The sequence below is a fragment of the Bradyrhizobium sp. NBAIM14 genome (assembly GCF_020193895.1).
GTDB classification, from domain to species: domain Bacteria; phylum Pseudomonadota; class Alphaproteobacteria; order Rhizobiales; family Xanthobacteraceae; genus Bradyrhizobium; species Bradyrhizobium yuanmingense.
Map to the genome: position 1 here is coordinate 411,631 of NZ_JADYVQ010000006.1, position 14,567 is coordinate 426,197.

The following is a 14,567-nucleotide window of genomic DNA, read 5'->3' on the forward strand; positions in this document are numbered from 1 at the left end:
GCCGCCGGATGCAAGCAATAAGAATGCCGCCCATCGTCGCGCTGCCCTGCGCGGAAAGCAGAGCGCTTGCGAAGCTCAGCAGCGGCCGCGCTGGAGGCAGTGCTCGCGGCCCTGCTGGTCGGTGCGGAAGGACTCGATGAAGCCACCCTGGCGCTGGGTGACGAAGACGGTCTTGCCGTCGCTGCCGCCGAAGGCAATGTTGGTCGGCTCCTTGGCCTTCAGCGGGATCTCGCGCTCGACCGCGCCGGTCGGCTTCATCAGCGCAATCGTGCCCTTGAGAATGCGCGCGACGTAGAGGCGGCCGGCAACGTCGGTGCGCAGGCCGTCGATGGTGTCGGGCTGAAACGCCTTGACGAGTTTTGCAGCCGTCAGCTCGTTGCCGCTGATCGCATAGGACCAGATCTGGCCGCTGCTGGATTCGCCGACATAGAGCGTCTTGCCGTCAGGGCTGAGGTCGATGCCGTTGGTGGTGCCCATGGCGCGCGGCGTCGACATCACCTGCCCCCGCACCGTACCGTCCGCTCCCCTGGCGATGCGCCAGATGTGGCCTTCGCGCCCCTTCCAGTTCGGATCGCTCGCATAGATCGTGCCGTCCGGCGCGATCGTGATGTCGTTGGGCTGGCTCATCTCGCCGGAGTGAAACCACACCGCGGGCTTGGTCGCACCCTTGGGGATGGCGAAGATGTTGTGCTTCTTGTAGTCGGCGATGAACATGGTGCCGCTGCGATCGAAACGGATCGCGTTGCCGACGCTGCCTTCGGGGAGCGTCGTGAACAGCTCCGAGGCGGCGCCACCAGCGGGCAATTTGCCGATGGTGCCGGGCTTGCCGAGATTGACGACGAACAGATTGCCGTCGAGATCGGCGGCCGGCCCTTCGATGCCGAAGGTGTATTCGCTGGCGGGCGTCACCTGTGCGCTTTCGAACAGTTTTGTTTCGGCAGCGGCCGGCAGCGTCGTGACCAGCAGGATGCTACTGCACAGGCACCAGAAGTTCCTGCCGGATGTAATAGCCATCGCCGTCGGTGCACTCGCCGTTCAGATAGGGATCGGCTGGCCGGAAGAATCGGCTAAAGCCGGGTCTGTCTACAGCGCTCCTTTGTGTCACGACGACGACGTTTCCAGCCGGTATTTCGCCGCATTCCTTGTTGGCCTTGCTGAAAAACTTCCGCTGCGGCGGGCCTAGCTTGATCCGCATCCGCGTGCCCGGCACCATTTTGGCGACGAACAGGTCCGCGGTATCGAGCAGGCGCGTGTAACCGGGCTCGGTCTTGGGCAGGCTCTCGCCGCCCGGCGGCATCAGCTTCTCGGCGCCTAGGCCGCGCAGGCGCGTCCGCAGCCTGCCGGCGTCGGGATCGCCAGGGTAGATCCAGCCGTCCTGCGCCAGCATGAAGTGCAGGACTGCCCTGTCCTTCTCCGCATCCGATTGCCCCGCGTTCAGGCCGAAATCCGAATGGCAGCCGACGCAATGTTTCTCGACGAGGCCCTTGCGCAAGGTGGTGAGGCGAACGCTGTTCTGCGCGTCTCTGGCGACGAAGGCTGCGAGCTGGTCGATCATCGCCTGGCTGCGCGTATCGCAGGGGAGCGGCTGAGGTCGCTCGCCGGCCGCGCGATCGATCCGGATCACAGTCTTGTTCTTGTCCTCGACCAGCCAGATCGCGCCGTCCTCCGTCACCGTCATGCCGACCGGCGCACCTTGCGGCCGCGCACCGTTGACGCGGTGCCAGCCGGCGATCAGCTCTTCGAACGGCGCGGCGGCGACCTCGCCGGCATCGGTCCGGAAACTGCGGGTCGGCTCGGCCGCGCAACTGACGTGATAGCGCACCGGTGCCGCGCTGGGCTTTGGAAAACCGTGATCGTCGACGGCATAGACCAGCAGCCGGCTCCCGGTCGGCCGATAGCCGTGCAGACCGACCAGCAGCTTGCCCTCCAGCTCCGGGAATTTGGCGCCGTGGTAATACAGCATCGCGAGCGGCGCGCCGTGCGGCGGCAGCAGCGAGAGCGGCGCCTTGTAAAGCGCATTGGCCGAGCAGAACGACTTGTACGCGCCCGATTGCAGCACGAGCCTGAATTCGGGGCTCGGCGTCGACAAATCGTAGCAATAGGGCCAGCCGTAGTGCCTGCCCTGCTCGATCGCGTTGATCTCCTCGTTCGGCTTGAAGATGTCGGGCAGGTCGCGGGCGTTCTCGCCTTGCAGGAAGGCGTAGCCAGCGTCCGGAAACTTCGGGTGCAGCACCAGCGCCATCGAGTTGCGCAGGCCGCGCGCATAGACAATGTGCGGCGGGTCGGGATCGCCAGGTTTCAATGCCGGGAAGACGCCGCCTGCGGGCGGCGTGAACAGCCAGATCGATGCCAGCGCGGACACGCCCTCGGCCGCCGCACAGGGTTTTGTGATCGGCGCAGGCGTGATGCAATCGTCGCTGTGCGAGCCGACATTGACGAACAGCCGGCCGTTCCGGTCGAACACGAACTGCTTGAACGGGTGCGCGCTCTCATCGGTCCTCGTGCCATCCGGCAGCGTGATCCGGCGGCCGGGCATGTGACGGATGATGGTCTCGACCGTGCTGCGTGGATTGTCCGCGAGCGGGTCGAACCGGAAGATCGTCTGCGCCGTCGAGGCATAAAGCTTTTTGTCCGGGCCGATGACGAGAGCGAACGGATATTCTATCCCCGTCAGCAGCTCCTTGAAGCGTTGCCCCTGCGGGGCACGCGGATCGAGCAGCAGCAGCCGCCCGTCGGTGTGGCCCCAGCCGCCCATATCGGCGACCACCAAAAGGTCGCGGCCGGGCACCTGGACGATCGAGCGCGGAAATTTGAGGCGGTCCCCCTCGCTGGCGACGAGGCCGGCGCAATATCCCGCCTTCATGTCGATCTGGATCCTGGGAAAGGCGAGATCGCCGCTGCCGCAGGCTTCCGTGCCGATCGCGTAGCCGCTCTTTCTGACCGGCTCGGACGAAGCCGGGGCGAAGCCGAGCAGCGCGGCGGCGAAGCCCGCTGCAAGAACGACCGCTGCAGGCAAGCGCAAATTTGGCCGTTCGCGATCGAATGTGAACTGGTTCACCGTGAGCCGCCTTCCCGCGGGCGTTGTTCCATGCCGCCGCGGTGCCGTCCAGTCATCACCCGCCTGTGATTAAACCTGTAACGACCTTGGGTCCGACCAATATCCGTAGATTTCCTTACCGGGCTCGACCCGAATGTTTCGCGAATGCTTGGGGTGGTATCGGTTTGCCGTCCCGATCGCTTTCTACAGGAGGCGCCTATGGTCCAGGTCTATTTTCACTGCTCCAACACCGAGGGCACGCTGATCGACCGCTACGGCGCCGCAGTCGCCAATCTGACCGAGGCGCGCGACCGCGCCGCTCAGATCATGAACTCGATGATCCAGACCCCCGGCGCCGAGGACTGGCGCGACTGGGTGATCCACGTCAGCGGCTCCGACGGCGAGGATCTGTTCGACCTCCCCTTCACCGCCATGCTCGGCAAGCCGCATTGAGGTGATGCCATGTTGCTCGCTTCATTGAGCCTGCTGCGCCAGCCCCTCAGCTTCGTCGCCACCAGATGGCAGACGCTGATCCGCGTCGCAGCCAATCCCTACCGCCCCGAGCTGCACTACATGCGCGGACCCGGCCCGAAATGGCGCGCCAAGTACCAGGCCAGCCGGCTGGATCGCATGCGCTGAGCGCGCGGCCGTAGAAATCGCACTAATCGTCGTCATGGCCGGGCTTGACCCGGCCATTCCACGTTTTGGGGGCTCGGATAGGAAGACGTGGATGCCCGGGACAGCCCGGGCATGACGGTTGGATGAGAAGCATGCCCACCTCACCTCCCGGTAAACTTCGCCTTGCGCTTCTCCACGAACGCATTGCGGCCTTCCATGGCGTCCGCGCTCTTGCGGATCGTGGCCTGAAGCTCGATCTCGCGGCGGAACTGCGCTTCATAGGTCGCATGCTCGCTCTCCTCGACCAGAGCGCGGGTTGCGACCAAAGCGCGCGTCGGTCCTTCGGCGAGGCGGCGCGCCAAACCTAACGCCTCATCCATCAACTTGGCGTCGTCGACGACCTGCCGGACCAGGCCGATCTCCTGGGCGCGTTCCGCCGTCAGCGGCTCATTGAGCAGCATCAGCTCGAGCGCGCGCTGCCGGCCGATCAGCCGCGGCAAGAGCCAGGTCGAGCCGAGATCGGGCACCAGCGCGATGCGGCTGAACACCTGGATGAAGCTCGCCGACCGCGCCGCGACGATGATGTCGCCGGCCATTGCGAGACTGAAGCCGCCGCCGGCCGCGACGCCATTGACGGCAACGACGACAGGCACTCGGCATTCGCGCAAGGCCTTGAAGGCCGGCCAGTAGAAGCGCATCACGCCGGCCGCGATGTCCTCGCCGAGCGCCTCTGAGGCTTTCAAATTCTGTCCTGAGCAAAATCCCCGCCCGGCGCCCGTGAGCACCAGCGCGCGGATGGCCTCGTCCCCCGTCATTTCGCCGACGGCTAGGGCAAGTGCGCCGAGCAGGTCTGGCGTCATCGCGTTGAGGCTGGCCGGCTCGTCGAGCGTCAGGATCCCGACCGCGCCATCCCGCGCCTGTTTCACACCAGCCATGCCGCGCCTCCCTTTCGATGTTCTCGTTGGCGGCAATGTGCCATTGTCCGCGCGCTTCGCCAATCGCAGAGCTTTCAACCTCAGTGCACGACGCAACTGAATCCAGAGATCAAGACGACACCATGCCTCACCAGTTCAGCCTCAACCAGACCGTCCGCAAGCCCGCCGTCACCTCCAAGGGCGGCATCGTCGCCTCGCAATCGCGGCGGGCGGCCGAAGCCGGGGCGCAGGTGCTGGCCGCGGGCGGCGATTGCGTCGACGCGATCGTGGCGACCACGTTTGCCCTCAACGTCCTGGAACCCTGGAACAGCGGCATCGGCGGCGGCGGCGCGATGGTGCTCTACCGCGCCAAGGAAAATCGCTGTGAGGTGATCGACTACGGCATGTGCGCGCCGCAGAGCCTGCGCACTGCCGACTATCCGCTCAGCGGCGACGGCGCCGTCTCCGACCTGTTTCCTTGGCCGCGGGTGAAGGACGATCGCAACATCCATGGTCCCGGCGCGATTGCCGTCCCCGGCGTCGTCGCCGGAATGGAAGAGGCGCACCGCCGCTACGCCAAATTGCCGTGGAAGGATCTGGTCACGCCGGCAGCTCGGCTCGCCGGCGAAGGCCTGCTGGTCGATTGGTGGACGACGGTGACGATCGCGGGCTCGGCCGCCGATCTCAGACGCTACCACGCGAGCGCGGCCGCGTATCTGAAGGACGGCCTGCCGCCGACCGCGCCGTGGGGCATCAAGGCTGAGACGCGGCTGCCGCAGGATGCCCTGAAGGCGACGCTGTCACATCTTGCGGACGCGGGCGCGCGCGATTTCTATCAGGGCGATCTCGCCAGGAGCATTGCTTCCGACATCAAGGCCGACGGCGGCTCGCTGTCGGTGGAAGATCTCGCTGCATTCCGCGCCCATGTGCGCGCGCCGCTGGCGATTCCCTATCGCGAAGGCAAGGTGTTCGCGACCCCGGAGCTCACCGCAGGGCCGACGATGGCGCATGCGCTACGGCTGTTGCAGCAGAGCTTGACGCCGGCAGACGCGCCGGATGCCGGCGCCTATGTCGAATATGCGCGCGCCCTGCAGGCCGCCTTCCGCGAGCGTCTCAAGGATATGGGCGATGCCGACGGCAAGCGCTCGCTCGGCGCCGAATATCTCGCGCCGGCCTGCACCACGCATTTCTCGGTGGTCGATCGTCACGGCAACATCGCGGCGGTGACGCAGACGCTGCTCTCGTCGTTCGGTTCGCGATACGTGACACCGCACACCGGCATCACCATGAACAACGGCATCATGTGGTTCGATCCGACGCCTGGTACCACGAACTCGCTCGCACCGGGCAAGCGCTGCCTCTGCAATTACACGCCCGTCATCGCCGAGACGAAGGATGGCAAGCGCCTCGCAATCGGCGCCTCCGGCGGACGCCGCATCCTGCCGTCGGTGATGCAGCTCGTATCCTTCGCGATGGATTACGGCATGGACCTCGACGCCGCCATTCACCAGCCGCGCATCGACGCCAGCGAAGGCGCGGTGGTGATCGGCGATGCGCGGCTGCCGGCGGAGGTGCGCAATGCCCTGGCCGCGCGCTTCGACTATGAAGAGAGCCGGGTGCAGGCGCTGCCGCAGAAATTCGCCTGTCCGAGCGTCGTGATGCGCGAGGGCGAGCTCAATTCCGGCGCGGTCGAGATTTTCCAACCCTGGGCCGATGCGGTGGCGGAGGCTTGACTTCGCTCGACATGCCAGCGCGCGTTGAGCGCCAGCGCAATTACGTATCCAGGCGAGCGTCACGACTCCTCCACATTCGCAGGGAACTTACTCTCCCACCGTTCGTTCACTGAACGGACAAATGCGCTCGCCCCCCACCGGAGGACATCATGAAGAAACTTGCGCTCGCCGCCTCGCTGATCATTGCGGCCGGCTTCACATTTACGAGCCCCGCACTGGCGAAGGGTGGGCACGGACATGGACATGGTCATGGCCACAAGATGGGCCATCATCACCATGGCAAGTCGTTCGGCTGGTACCACGGTCGCAAGGTCGGCTGGCGCGGTCACGCGTGCCCGCCCGGACTTTGGAAGCAGGGTCGCTGCTAAAGCCGATCTAAGATTCGAGCAAGGCGTCGCTCCTCACCGAGCGGCGCCTTCTTCATATGCCGAGCCGGTCCCGCACCCGGCCCGCGATCACGGCGGTGGTCACGCCGACCGGCCAGAACGCGTGCATCGGGATCGGCTTGATGCCCGTGATGGGCATGTCGATCTCGGCCTTGGTGCCGCCGATCAGGCGGCGGGCGAGCTGCGCGCCCATCGCGGTCGAAAGCGCGACACCGCGGCCATTGCAGCCGAGCGAGATCAAAACGCTCTCGGCGGGCTCGTGCACGTGGGGGTAATGATCCCCGGTGATGGCGAGCCGGCTGTTCCAGCCGTGGGTCCAGACGACGCCCTTGAGCTGCGGCCAGAGTCGCTCCGCATAACGCATGAGATAGGCGACGTCATGCGGCGACTTGATCCAGCGCATCGGGCCGCGGCCTCCCATCAACAGACGGTTCTGCTGATCGATGCGATAGTAGACCGTGATGTGGCCGCTCTCGTAGAGGACGGGGCGCGTCGGCATGATCGAACGGGCGACCGCGTCGGACAGCGGCGCGGTGGCGGCGATCGAGGAAAACACCGGCACGATGGTGCGGCGGAGCGCCGGCCAGAGATCGTCGGTGAAGCCGTTGGTGGCGAGCAGGACTTTATCCGCATGAACCACTGCGCGCGGCGTCTCGATGCGCCAGCGCGTGCCGTCGCGGCGCAGGGACAATGCCGGCGTCTCGCCATGAACCTTCGCGCCCGCAGAGATCGCAGCGCGGGCAAGACCACGGGCGTAGCTCAGGGGATGCAGATCGCCGCCGCGTGCATCCAACATCGCGCCGATGTAGCGGTCGGTGCCCGTCATCTCGCGCAACTGCTCGCGGTTCAGATAATTCACCGGCATGCCGCGGCGGATGCATTGCTGCGCGGTCTTCTCGATCGCAGCGGCGCTGCTCTCGTTGTAAGCCGCGCGCAAGGTGCCGTTCTGCCGCGCTTCGCACGGGATCTGGTAGCGGCGGATCAGATCGTGTGTGAAGTTGGTCGTGCCGTAGGCGAACGCGATCATGCGGCGGCCGAGCTCGGTGCCGAAATCGGCCTCGATCTTGTCAGGGTCGTGCTTCAGGCCGGGATTGGTGTGGCCGCCATTGTTACCCGACGCGCCCCAGCCCGGCTCCTGCGCCTCCAGCACCAGCGCCTCGACGCCCTGTTCGGCCAGATGCAGCGCGGTGGAAAGGCCGGTGTAGCCGCCGCCAACGATCGCGACCGAGACGCTCTCGTCGACATCGAGCGGCGGCGTGGCAACCGGCGCCACGGCGGTATCGGCATAGAGCGAGGGCGGCAGAGGCAGGCGCGTCATGTCGAAACCGGTCAGAGCGGATGCAGCACGCGGCGCAGGAAGTCCTGCGTCCGCGCGTGCTGCGGTTGATTGAGCACCGATTTCGCCGGCCCCTGCTCGACGATGACGCCGCCATCGATGAACAGAACACGATCGGCGACGTCGCGCGCAAAGCCCATCTCGTGGGTGACGACGACCATGGTCATGCCGTCGTCGGCGAGCTTGCGCATGACGCCGAGAACGTCGCCGACCAGCTCGGGGTCGAGCGCCGAGGTCGGCTCGTCGAACAGGATCGCCTTGGGCTGCATGGCGAGCGCCCGCGCGATGGCGACGCGCTGCTGCTGCCCGCCGGAGAGCTGCGGCGGATGCGCATCGGCCTTTTCCGCAAGCCCGACCTGAGCGAGCAGCGCGCGGCCGCGCTCGAGTACCTGGGCGCGCGGCTCCTTCTTCACGAAGAGCGGCCCCTCGATCACGTTCTCCAGCGCTGTCCGATGCGGGAACAGGTTGAAGCGCTGGAACACCATCGAGACCTGGGTGCGGATGTTCACGATCGAGGGCGCGTCGCGATCGACCCTCAAGCCCTCGACGCTGATCTCGCCGCGGTCGTAGCTTTCGAGGCCGTTGATACAGCGCAGGATGGTCGACTTGCCGGAGCCGGAGGGGCCGATGATGCAGACCACCTCACCCTTCTCGACGCTCGCCGTGATGCCCTTGAGCACCTCGACCTTGCCAAAGCTCTTGTAGACGTCGCTCAGCTCGATCATCGCTTGCCGGCCCGCTTCTCGAAGTGACGGACCAAGAGGATCAGCGGAATGCTCATGGTGAGGTACATCAGGGCGACCAGCGTGAACACGCTGGTGTTCTTGAACGTCGAGGACGCGATCAGCTTGCCCTGCAGCGCGAGCTCGGCGACCGTGATGGTCGAGGCTTGCGAGGAATCCTTCAGCATCATGATCATGACGTTGCCGTAGGGCGGCAGCACGATGCGCACGGCCTGCGGCAGCACCACGCGGCGCATGGTGAGCCACCAGCCCATGCCGATCGACTGCGCCGCCTCGATCTGCCCCTTGTCGATCGCCTCGATGCCGGCGCGGAAGTTTTCGGCCTGGTAGGCCGAATAGGCGATGCCGAGCCCGAGGATCGCGGCCTGCAACGCGCTGAGCGTAACGCCGAGATCGGGCATCACGAAGTAGAGGTAGAACAACAGCACGATGATCGGGATGCCGCGGATCACGTTGATCAGGCTGGCGCTGAGCATCGACAGCGCTTTGATGCCGGAGACCCGCATCATCGCCCAGACCAGGCCGAGCACCGTCGACAGCAACAGCGAGCCGATCGTGACGATGATCGTCAGCGCGACGCCGTTCAGCAGGATCGGGAAGAACTCGACGGCGTCGCGCCAGAAGCCTTTCATCGGGCAGCCTTCGATCAGCTTCTATCGATCAACCTTGTGCTTTCAGGCCCCATTTATCGAGGATCTTGTCGATGGTGCCGTTGGCTTTCAGCTTCGCCAGCGAAGCGTTGATCTTGCCGAGCAGTGCGCTCTCGCCCTTGCGCACGCCGATGCCGACCGAGCCGACCGTGACCGGCTTGTAGCCGTCGACCAGGCGCACCTCGGGGAAGCCGCCCTGCTTCAGATTGTAGGCGAGGATCGGATAGTCGGCGTAGCCGGCCTTGAGTCGGCCGGTGTTCACGTCACGCAGGATGTCCGGGATGGTGTCGTAGGCCTTCACGTCGGAGAACAGGCCGGTCTTCTTCAGCGCGTCGACGAAGGCCGTGCCGACCTGGGCGCCGACAGTCTCGCCCTTCAGGTCCTCCTGCGTGGCGTAAGCCTTGGTGTCGGTCTTCGGCACCACGAGGCCCTCGCCGTAGCTGTAGATCGGGTCGGAGAAGTCGATGACCTCCTTGCGCGGCGGCGTGATGAACATCGCTGCCGCAATGATGTCGATCTTGCTCGAAGTCAGCGAGGGGATCAGCGCCGAGAACGCCATCGGCTCGATCTGCACGTTGAAGCCGGCATCCTTGCCGACCTCGGTGATGAGATCGACCATGATGCCCTGGATGGTGTTGGTCTTGGTGTCGAGGAAGGTGAAGGGAATGCCCGTCGGAGTCGAGCCGACCTTCAGAGCCTGTTGCGCCGCTGCCGGCACCGCTGTGGCAATGGCGAGCGCCGCAACTGCGGCCTGAACAAAACGCTTCATCGCATCCCCCTTTTGGGCCTGGTCGGCGGCGGCGCGCGCATGTCGCGATCAAACGTTGCGGGCCGGCCCGTTTCGGCCTATTTTCACCAATATGAAAATTTGGTCACACTTTCGCGGGTGATGCAAGCGGTTTTCATGCACATGAAGAAAGCGGTTTGACGTGAGCGGTGGCAAAAGAATGCGCAAACCGGCCGCCGCAAAGCCGGCCAGGAACAGGCCGGCCAAGGTGAAAGCCAAAGCCGCTGCCAAGCCGGCCGAGCCGGCGATGGACGTCGCGGTCGGCCGCCGCATCCGGGATCTCAGGCGAGTCAGGCAGTTCTCGCTGGAGACGGTCGCCGCGCGCACGGAGCTGTCGATCGGCTTCCTCAGCCAGATCGAGCGCGGGCTGTCGTCGCCGTCGCTGCGGGTGCTGGCGACGCTCGCCGACGTGCTCGGCGTCGGCATCGCCGCGCTGTTCGGCGCGAGCCCGAGCGCCGACGGCGCATCGGATCAGGTGGTGACGCGCGGAGTGCAGCGGCCCGAATTGAAGCTGTGGCGCACGGGCGTGTCCAAGCAATTGCTGAGCCCGGCGAGCAGCGACAACAAGCTCAATCTGTTCCTGGTGCATCTTGAGCCCGGCGGCTCCACCGGCGATGAGCTCTACACCCACGACGGCGAAGAGGCCGGGCTCGTGCTCGAAGGCGAGATGATGCTGACGGTGGACAGTAAGACGTGGTCGCTGAAGACGGGCGACAGTTTTCGCTTCGCGAGCCGCAGGCCGCACCGGTTTTCCAATCCGGCGCAGGATGCGAAGGCCGTGGTGCTGTGGGTGAATTGCGTGACGGGGGCGGGGTAGCTGCTTTCAACGCACGCGGCGGGTGGAAGAAATCCGCGGCGTCTCCACGCCGTCATTGCGAGTGCAGCAAAGCAATCCATAGTCTCACCGCGGAGACAGCCTGGATTGCTTCGTCGCAAGGGCTCCTCGCAATGACGAGGGATAGAGCCTTAGCCAAACCGGTGCTTGTACCGCTCCACCGACAACGCACTGACGTCGATGTCCGGCTTCTTGCCCGACAGCATGTCAGCGAGCACGCGGCCCGAGCCGCACGACATGGTCCAGCCGAGCGTGCCGTGGCCGGTGTTGAGGTGGAGGTTGGCGTAGTGGGTCCGGCCGATCACGGGCGGGCCGTCCGGCGTCATCGGGCGCAGGCCGCTCCAGAACGTCGCCTTGGACAGGTCGCCGCCGCGCGGGAACAGGTCGGTCAGCGAATGATCGAGCGTGGCGCGGCGTGCGTCGTAGAGCTTGTCCGAATAGCCGGAGATTTCGGCGGTGCCGCCGACGCGGATGCGATTGCCGAGGCGGGTGATCGCGACCTTGTAGCTCTCGTCCATCACGGTGGATTCCGGCGCGCCGGAGGCGTCCTTGATCGGCACCGTGATCGAATAGCCCTTCACCGGATAGACCGGCAGCGAAATACCGAGCGGCGCCAGGAGCCGCGACGACCAGCTGCCGAGCGCGAGCACGTAAGCGTCCGCCTGCAGCAGGCCGGCGCTGGTGGCGACACCGCTGACGCGCGCGCCATCGGTGACGATACGGTCGATCGAGGTGTTGAACAGGAAGCGCACGCCGAGCGCCTGGGCGTGCCTCGCCAGCGCCTGCGTGAACATGTGGCAGTCACCGGTCTCGTCCTGCGGCAGGCGGAGCCCGCCGACGAACTTCTCCTTCACGCCGGCAAGTGCCGGCTCGACCGCAATGCAGCCCTCGCGGTTCAGCACTTCGAAGGGAACGCCGTATTGCTTGAGCACGGCGATGTCTTCGGCCGTGCCGTCGAGCTGGGCCTGGTAGCGAAACAGCTGCAGCGTGCCCTGCGAGCGCTCGTCATACTGAATGCCGATGTCGCGGCGCAGATCACGCAAGGCATCGCGGCTGTATTCCGCGATCGGGATCATCCGGCTCTTGTTAACTGCGTAGCGCGCGCTGGTGCAGTTGCGCAGCATCTTGAGCAGCCAGACCCACATGACCGGATCGAGCTTCGGCCGGATCACCAGCGGGCCGTGCTTCATCAACAGCCACTTGATCGCCTTGACCGGCACGCCGGGGCCGGCCCAGGGCGAGGAATAGCCGGGCGACACCTCGCCGGCATTGGCGAAGGAGGTCTCCAGTGCCGGCTCCGGCTGGCGGTCGACGACCGTCACCTCATGGCCGGCACGCGCGAGGTAGTAGGCAGAGGTGACACCGATGACACCGCTGCCGAGGATCAGAACTTTCACGCTTCGTCAAACTCCCGCGGCGCTCGCCGCTGCAAGGACACAACTCGCTAGCGGCGAGAGCAATTATCAGGCCACCTTCTTGATGGCGTCGCCGAGGATCGACATCATCTGGTCGATGTGGCTCTTCTCGACGATGAGCGGGGGCGACATCGCGACGGAATCGCCACCGGTGCGCAGATAGAGGCCGTTGTTGAAGCATTCGACCAGCATGTCGTAGCCGCGCGCGCCGACCACGCCGCCACGCGGCGCGAGTTCGACCGCGCCCATCAGGCCGCAATTGCGGATGTCGACGACGTTCGGCAGACCTTTGAGCGAATGCAGCGCATCGCGCCAGTATTCGGCGAGCGAGCTACCACGCGTGAGCAGGCCTTCGTCCTTGTAGATGTCAAGGGTCGCGATGCCCGCGGCGCAGGCGACCGGATGCGCCGAATAGGTGTAGCCGTGGAACAGCTCGATCTGGTTCTCCGGGCCGGTCATCATGCCGTCGTGCACCTTGCGGCTGGCGAACACGGCGCCGCAGGGCACGGTGCCGTTGGTGATGCCCTTGGCCGTGGTCATCAGGTCCGGCGTGACGCCAAAGAAGTTGGCGGCGAACGGCGTGCCGAGGCGGCCAAAGCCGGTGATGACCTCGTCGAAGATCAGGAGGATGCCGTGCTTGTCGCAGATCTCGCGCAGGCGCTGCAGATATCCCTTCGGCGGCGGCAACACCGCGGTCGAGCCCGGCACCGGCTCGACGATGACGGCGGCGATCGTTTCCGCGCCGTGCAGGGCGACCAGACGCTCGAGATCGTCGGCGAGCTCGGCGCCGTGCTCGGGCAGGTCCTTGGCGAAGGCGTTGCGGGTGAGATCATGGGTGTGGCGGATGTGGTCGACGCCTGGCAGCAGGGTGGTGAAGGCGCGGCGGTTGGCGACCATGCCGCCGACCGAGGTGCCGCCGAAGCCGACGCCGTGATAGCCGCGCTCGCGACCAATCAGTCGGGTGCGGCTGGCCTGGCCGTTGGCGCGGTGATAGGCCAGCGCGATCTTCAGCGCGGTGTCGACCGACTCGGAGCCGGAATTGGTGAAGAAGACGCGGTCGAGGCCCTTTGGGGCGATCTCGGCGAGACGCTCGGCGAAGTCGAATGCCAGCGGATGGCCCATCTGGAACGACGGCGCGAAGTCCAGCGTCATCAGCTGGCGCTCGACGGCGGCGGCGATCTGCTTGCGGCCGTGGCCGGCATTGACGCACCAGAGCCCGGCGGAGCCGTCGATCACCTGGCGGCCATCGACGCTGGTGTAGTACATGCCCTCGGCCGAGGAGAACAGGCGCGGCGACTTCTTGAACTGCCGATTGGCCGTGAACGGCATCCAGTACGAATCGGTCTTGATGGTGTTCGGAATCTGATGAAGGGTCACGGCCGCGCTCCTGTGCTGACCCCATAGCTGAGCCATGGCTTGGATGGCGCAACAAGTCCTTTTCTGGTGACCTGCAAGCCATTGATTTAACTGGGGCTGCCGGTCCATATTTGCGCGATCCGCAACACCTGCAACACGGGACCCAGGGCAAGGACCAGAACATGAGCGTCGACATCGGTGGACGGCTGCGATTCATCCGGGCGCGCCACAAGCTGTCGCAGCGCGAGCTGGCCAAGCGCGCCGGCGTCACCAATTCGACGATCTCGCTGATCGAATCCAACCAGATGAACCCTTCGGTCGGCGCGCTCAAGCGCATCCTCGACGGCATCCCGATGGGGCTCGCGGAATTCTTCGCGCTGGAGCCGGAGTCCAGGCGCAAGATCTTCTACCGCGCCGAGGAGCTCACCGAAGTCGGCAAGAAGCCGATCTCATACCGGCAGGTCGGCGACAATCTGTTCGGCCGCAGCCTGCAGATCCTGAAGGAGCGCTACGAGCCCGGCAGCGACACCGGGCGCGTGCATCTCGTCCATGACGGCGAGGAAGGCGGCATCGTGATTTCGGGCAAGCTCGAGGTCACCGTCGAGGACGAGCGCCGCATCCTCAATCCCGGCGATGCCTATTATTTCGAGAGCCGCCGCCCGCATCGCTTCCGCTGCGTCGGCGGCAAACCGTGCGAGGTGATCTCGGCCTGCACGCCGCCGACGTTCTGACGGTCCCTCCGCAATCGTACGGAGGC

At 65.7% G+C, this 14,567-nt stretch carries 15 protein-coding genes; 6 read left to right on the plus strand and 9 right to left on the minus strand.

Annotation, left to right across the window (positions count from 1 at the left end; genetic code table 11):
- Positions 1 to 75: 75 nt before the first annotated feature.
- Positions 76 to 1,014 carry an SMP-30/gluconolactonase/LRE family protein gene (locus tag I6F28_RS18455; RefSeq protein ID WP_036035942.1) on the minus strand — a complete coding sequence of 313 codons (939 nt, stop codon included), beginning with the start codon at positions 1,012 to 1,014 and terminating at the stop codon, positions 76 to 78.
- The gene (locus I6F28_RS18460; protein WP_225140444.1) at positions 971 to 3,058 is read right to left on the minus strand and encodes a PQQ-dependent sugar dehydrogenase; all 2,088 of its coding nucleotides are present in this window, start codon (positions 3,056 to 3,058) and stop codon (positions 971 to 973) included. The genes I6F28_RS18455 and I6F28_RS18460 overlap by 44 nt, the downstream gene beginning before the upstream one ends.
- Positions 3,059 to 3,256: 198 nt before the next feature.
- On the opposite strand from I6F28_RS18460, the gene I6F28_RS18465 reads away from it, so the two are divergent.
- Together I6F28_RS18465 and I6F28_RS18470 are read left to right on the plus strand one after the other, a co-directional pair.
- Positions 3,257 to 3,490, plus strand: a complete 234-nt coding sequence (locus tag I6F28_RS18465) for a DUF6894 family protein (protein WP_036011788.1) — start codon at positions 3,257 to 3,259, stop codon at positions 3,488 to 3,490.
- Between the two features lie 9 nt (positions 3,491 to 3,499).
- The gene (locus I6F28_RS18470) at positions 3,500 to 3,676 is read left to right on the plus strand and encodes a hypothetical protein (protein ID WP_172788150.1); all 177 of its coding nucleotides are present in this window, start codon (positions 3,500 to 3,502) and stop codon (positions 3,674 to 3,676) included.
- Between the two features lie 140 nt (positions 3,677 to 3,816).
- On the opposite strand, the gene I6F28_RS18475 is transcribed toward I6F28_RS18470, so the two are convergent.
- Positions 3,817 to 4,590 (minus strand): enoyl-CoA hydratase-related protein, encoded by a 774-nt coding sequence (locus I6F28_RS18475; RefSeq protein WP_109145186.1) that lies wholly within the window; start codon positions 4,588 to 4,590, stop codon positions 3,817 to 3,819.
- 122 nt (positions 4,591 to 4,712) lie between these two features.
- Between I6F28_RS18475 and I6F28_RS18480 the strand changes: the two genes are divergently transcribed.
- Both I6F28_RS18480 and I6F28_RS18485 read left to right on the plus strand, forming a co-directional pair.
- Positions 4,713 to 6,302 (plus strand): gamma-glutamyltransferase family protein, encoded by a 1,590-nt coding sequence (locus I6F28_RS18480; RefSeq protein WP_225140445.1) that lies wholly within the window; start codon positions 4,713 to 4,715, stop codon positions 6,300 to 6,302.
- 149 nt (positions 6,303 to 6,451) lie between these two features.
- Positions 6,452 to 6,670 (plus strand): hypothetical protein, encoded by a 219-nt coding sequence (locus I6F28_RS18485; RefSeq protein WP_081494583.1) that lies wholly within the window; start codon positions 6,452 to 6,454, stop codon positions 6,668 to 6,670.
- A gap of 52 nt (positions 6,671 to 6,722) precedes the next feature.
- On the opposite strand, the gene I6F28_RS18490 is transcribed toward I6F28_RS18485, so the two are convergent.
- Genes I6F28_RS18490 through I6F28_RS18505 form a run of 4 tightly spaced genes read right to left on the minus strand, consistent with a single transcriptional unit; the run spans position 6,723 to position 10,186 of the window.
- Entirely contained in the window at positions 6,723 to 8,006 is a 1,284-nt protein-coding gene (locus I6F28_RS18490; RefSeq protein ID WP_225140446.1) for an NAD(P)/FAD-dependent oxidoreductase, read from the minus strand.
- 11 nt (positions 8,007 to 8,017) lie between these two features.
- Positions 8,018 to 8,749 carry an amino acid ABC transporter ATP-binding protein gene (locus I6F28_RS18495; protein ID WP_225140447.1) on the minus strand — a complete coding sequence of 244 codons (732 nt, stop codon included), beginning with the start codon at positions 8,747 to 8,749 and terminating at the stop codon, positions 8,018 to 8,020.
- Positions 8,746 to 9,399: an amino acid ABC transporter permease gene (locus tag I6F28_RS18500; RefSeq protein ID WP_024341720.1), complete on the minus strand. Its 654-nt coding sequence runs from the start codon at positions 9,397 to 9,399 to the stop codon at positions 8,746 to 8,748. The genes I6F28_RS18495 and I6F28_RS18500 overlap by 4 nt, the downstream gene beginning before the upstream one ends.
- Before the next feature lie 28 nt (positions 9,400 to 9,427).
- Positions 9,428 to 10,186 (minus strand): ABC transporter substrate-binding protein, encoded by a 759-nt coding sequence (locus I6F28_RS18505; RefSeq protein ID WP_036011803.1) that lies wholly within the window; start codon positions 10,184 to 10,186, stop codon positions 9,428 to 9,430.
- 178 nt (positions 10,187 to 10,364) lie between these two features.
- Here I6F28_RS18505 and I6F28_RS18510 point away from each other — a divergent pair, with 178 nt between their 5' ends.
- Positions 10,365 to 11,021 (plus strand): helix-turn-helix domain-containing protein, encoded by a 657-nt coding sequence (locus I6F28_RS18510; RefSeq protein WP_225140448.1) that lies wholly within the window; start codon positions 10,365 to 10,367, stop codon positions 11,019 to 11,021.
- Between the two features lie 149 nt (positions 11,022 to 11,170).
- On the opposite strand, the gene I6F28_RS18515 is transcribed toward I6F28_RS18510, so the two are convergent.
- Both I6F28_RS18515 and aptA read right to left on the minus strand, forming a co-directional pair.
- Positions 11,171 to 12,436 (minus strand): D-amino acid dehydrogenase, encoded by a 1,266-nt coding sequence (locus I6F28_RS18515; RefSeq protein WP_036011809.1) that lies wholly within the window; start codon positions 12,434 to 12,436, stop codon positions 11,171 to 11,173.
- 66 nt (positions 12,437 to 12,502) lie between these two features.
- On the minus strand, positions 12,503 to 13,831 hold the full coding sequence (gene aptA / locus I6F28_RS18520) for an omega-aminotransferase AptA (RefSeq protein WP_036011812.1): 1,329 nt from the start codon (positions 13,829 to 13,831) through the stop codon (positions 12,503 to 12,505).
- Positions 13,832 to 13,992: 161 nt separating this feature from the next.
- Here aptA and relB point away from each other — a divergent pair, with 161 nt between their 5' ends.
- Positions 13,993 to 14,541 (plus strand): type II toxin-antitoxin system RelB family anti-toxin, encoded by a 549-nt coding sequence (gene relB / locus I6F28_RS18525; protein ID WP_018646206.1) that lies wholly within the window; start codon positions 13,993 to 13,995, stop codon positions 14,539 to 14,541.
- The last annotated feature ends 26 nt before the right edge of the window (positions 14,542 to 14,567 follow it).

Coding starts and splice junctions, on each gene's coding strand:
- I6F28_RS18505 (WP_036011803.1), bottom strand. CDS start 10,186: ATGAAGCGTTTTGTTCAGGCCGCAGTTGCGGCGCTCGCCATTGCCACA.
- relB (WP_018646206.1), top strand. CDS start 13,993: ATGAGCGTCGACATCGGTGGACGGCTGCGATTCATCCGGGCGCGCCAC.
- I6F28_RS18455 (WP_036035942.1), bottom strand. CDS start 1,014: ATGGCTATTACATCCGGCAGGAACTTCTGGTGCCTGTGCAGTAGCATC.
- I6F28_RS18480 (WP_225140445.1), top strand. CDS start 4,713: ATGCCTCACCAGTTCAGCCTCAACCAGACCGTCCGCAAGCCCGCCGTC.
- I6F28_RS18470 (WP_172788150.1), top strand. CDS start 3,500: ATGTTGCTCGCTTCATTGAGCCTGCTGCGCCAGCCCCTCAGCTTCGTC.
- I6F28_RS18500 (WP_024341720.1), bottom strand. CDS start 9,399: ATGAAAGGCTTCTGGCGCGACGCCGTCGAGTTCTTCCCGATCCTGCTG.
- I6F28_RS18485 (WP_081494583.1), top strand. CDS start 6,452: ATGAAGAAACTTGCGCTCGCCGCCTCGCTGATCATTGCGGCCGGCTTC.
- I6F28_RS18495 (WP_225140447.1), bottom strand. CDS start 8,749: ATGATCGAGCTGAGCGACGTCTACAAGAGCTTTGGCAAGGTCGAGGTG.
- I6F28_RS18510 (WP_225140448.1), top strand. CDS start 10,365: ATGCGCAAACCGGCCGCCGCAAAGCCGGCCAGGAACAGGCCGGCCAAG.
- I6F28_RS18465 (WP_036011788.1), top strand. CDS start 3,257: ATGGTCCAGGTCTATTTTCACTGCTCCAACACCGAGGGCACGCTGATC.
- I6F28_RS18475 (WP_109145186.1), bottom strand. CDS start 4,590: ATGGCTGGTGTGAAACAGGCGCGGGATGGCGCGGTCGGGATCCTGACG.
- I6F28_RS18490 (WP_225140446.1), bottom strand. CDS start 8,006: ATGACGCGCCTGCCTCTGCCGCCCTCGCTCTATGCCGATACCGCCGTG.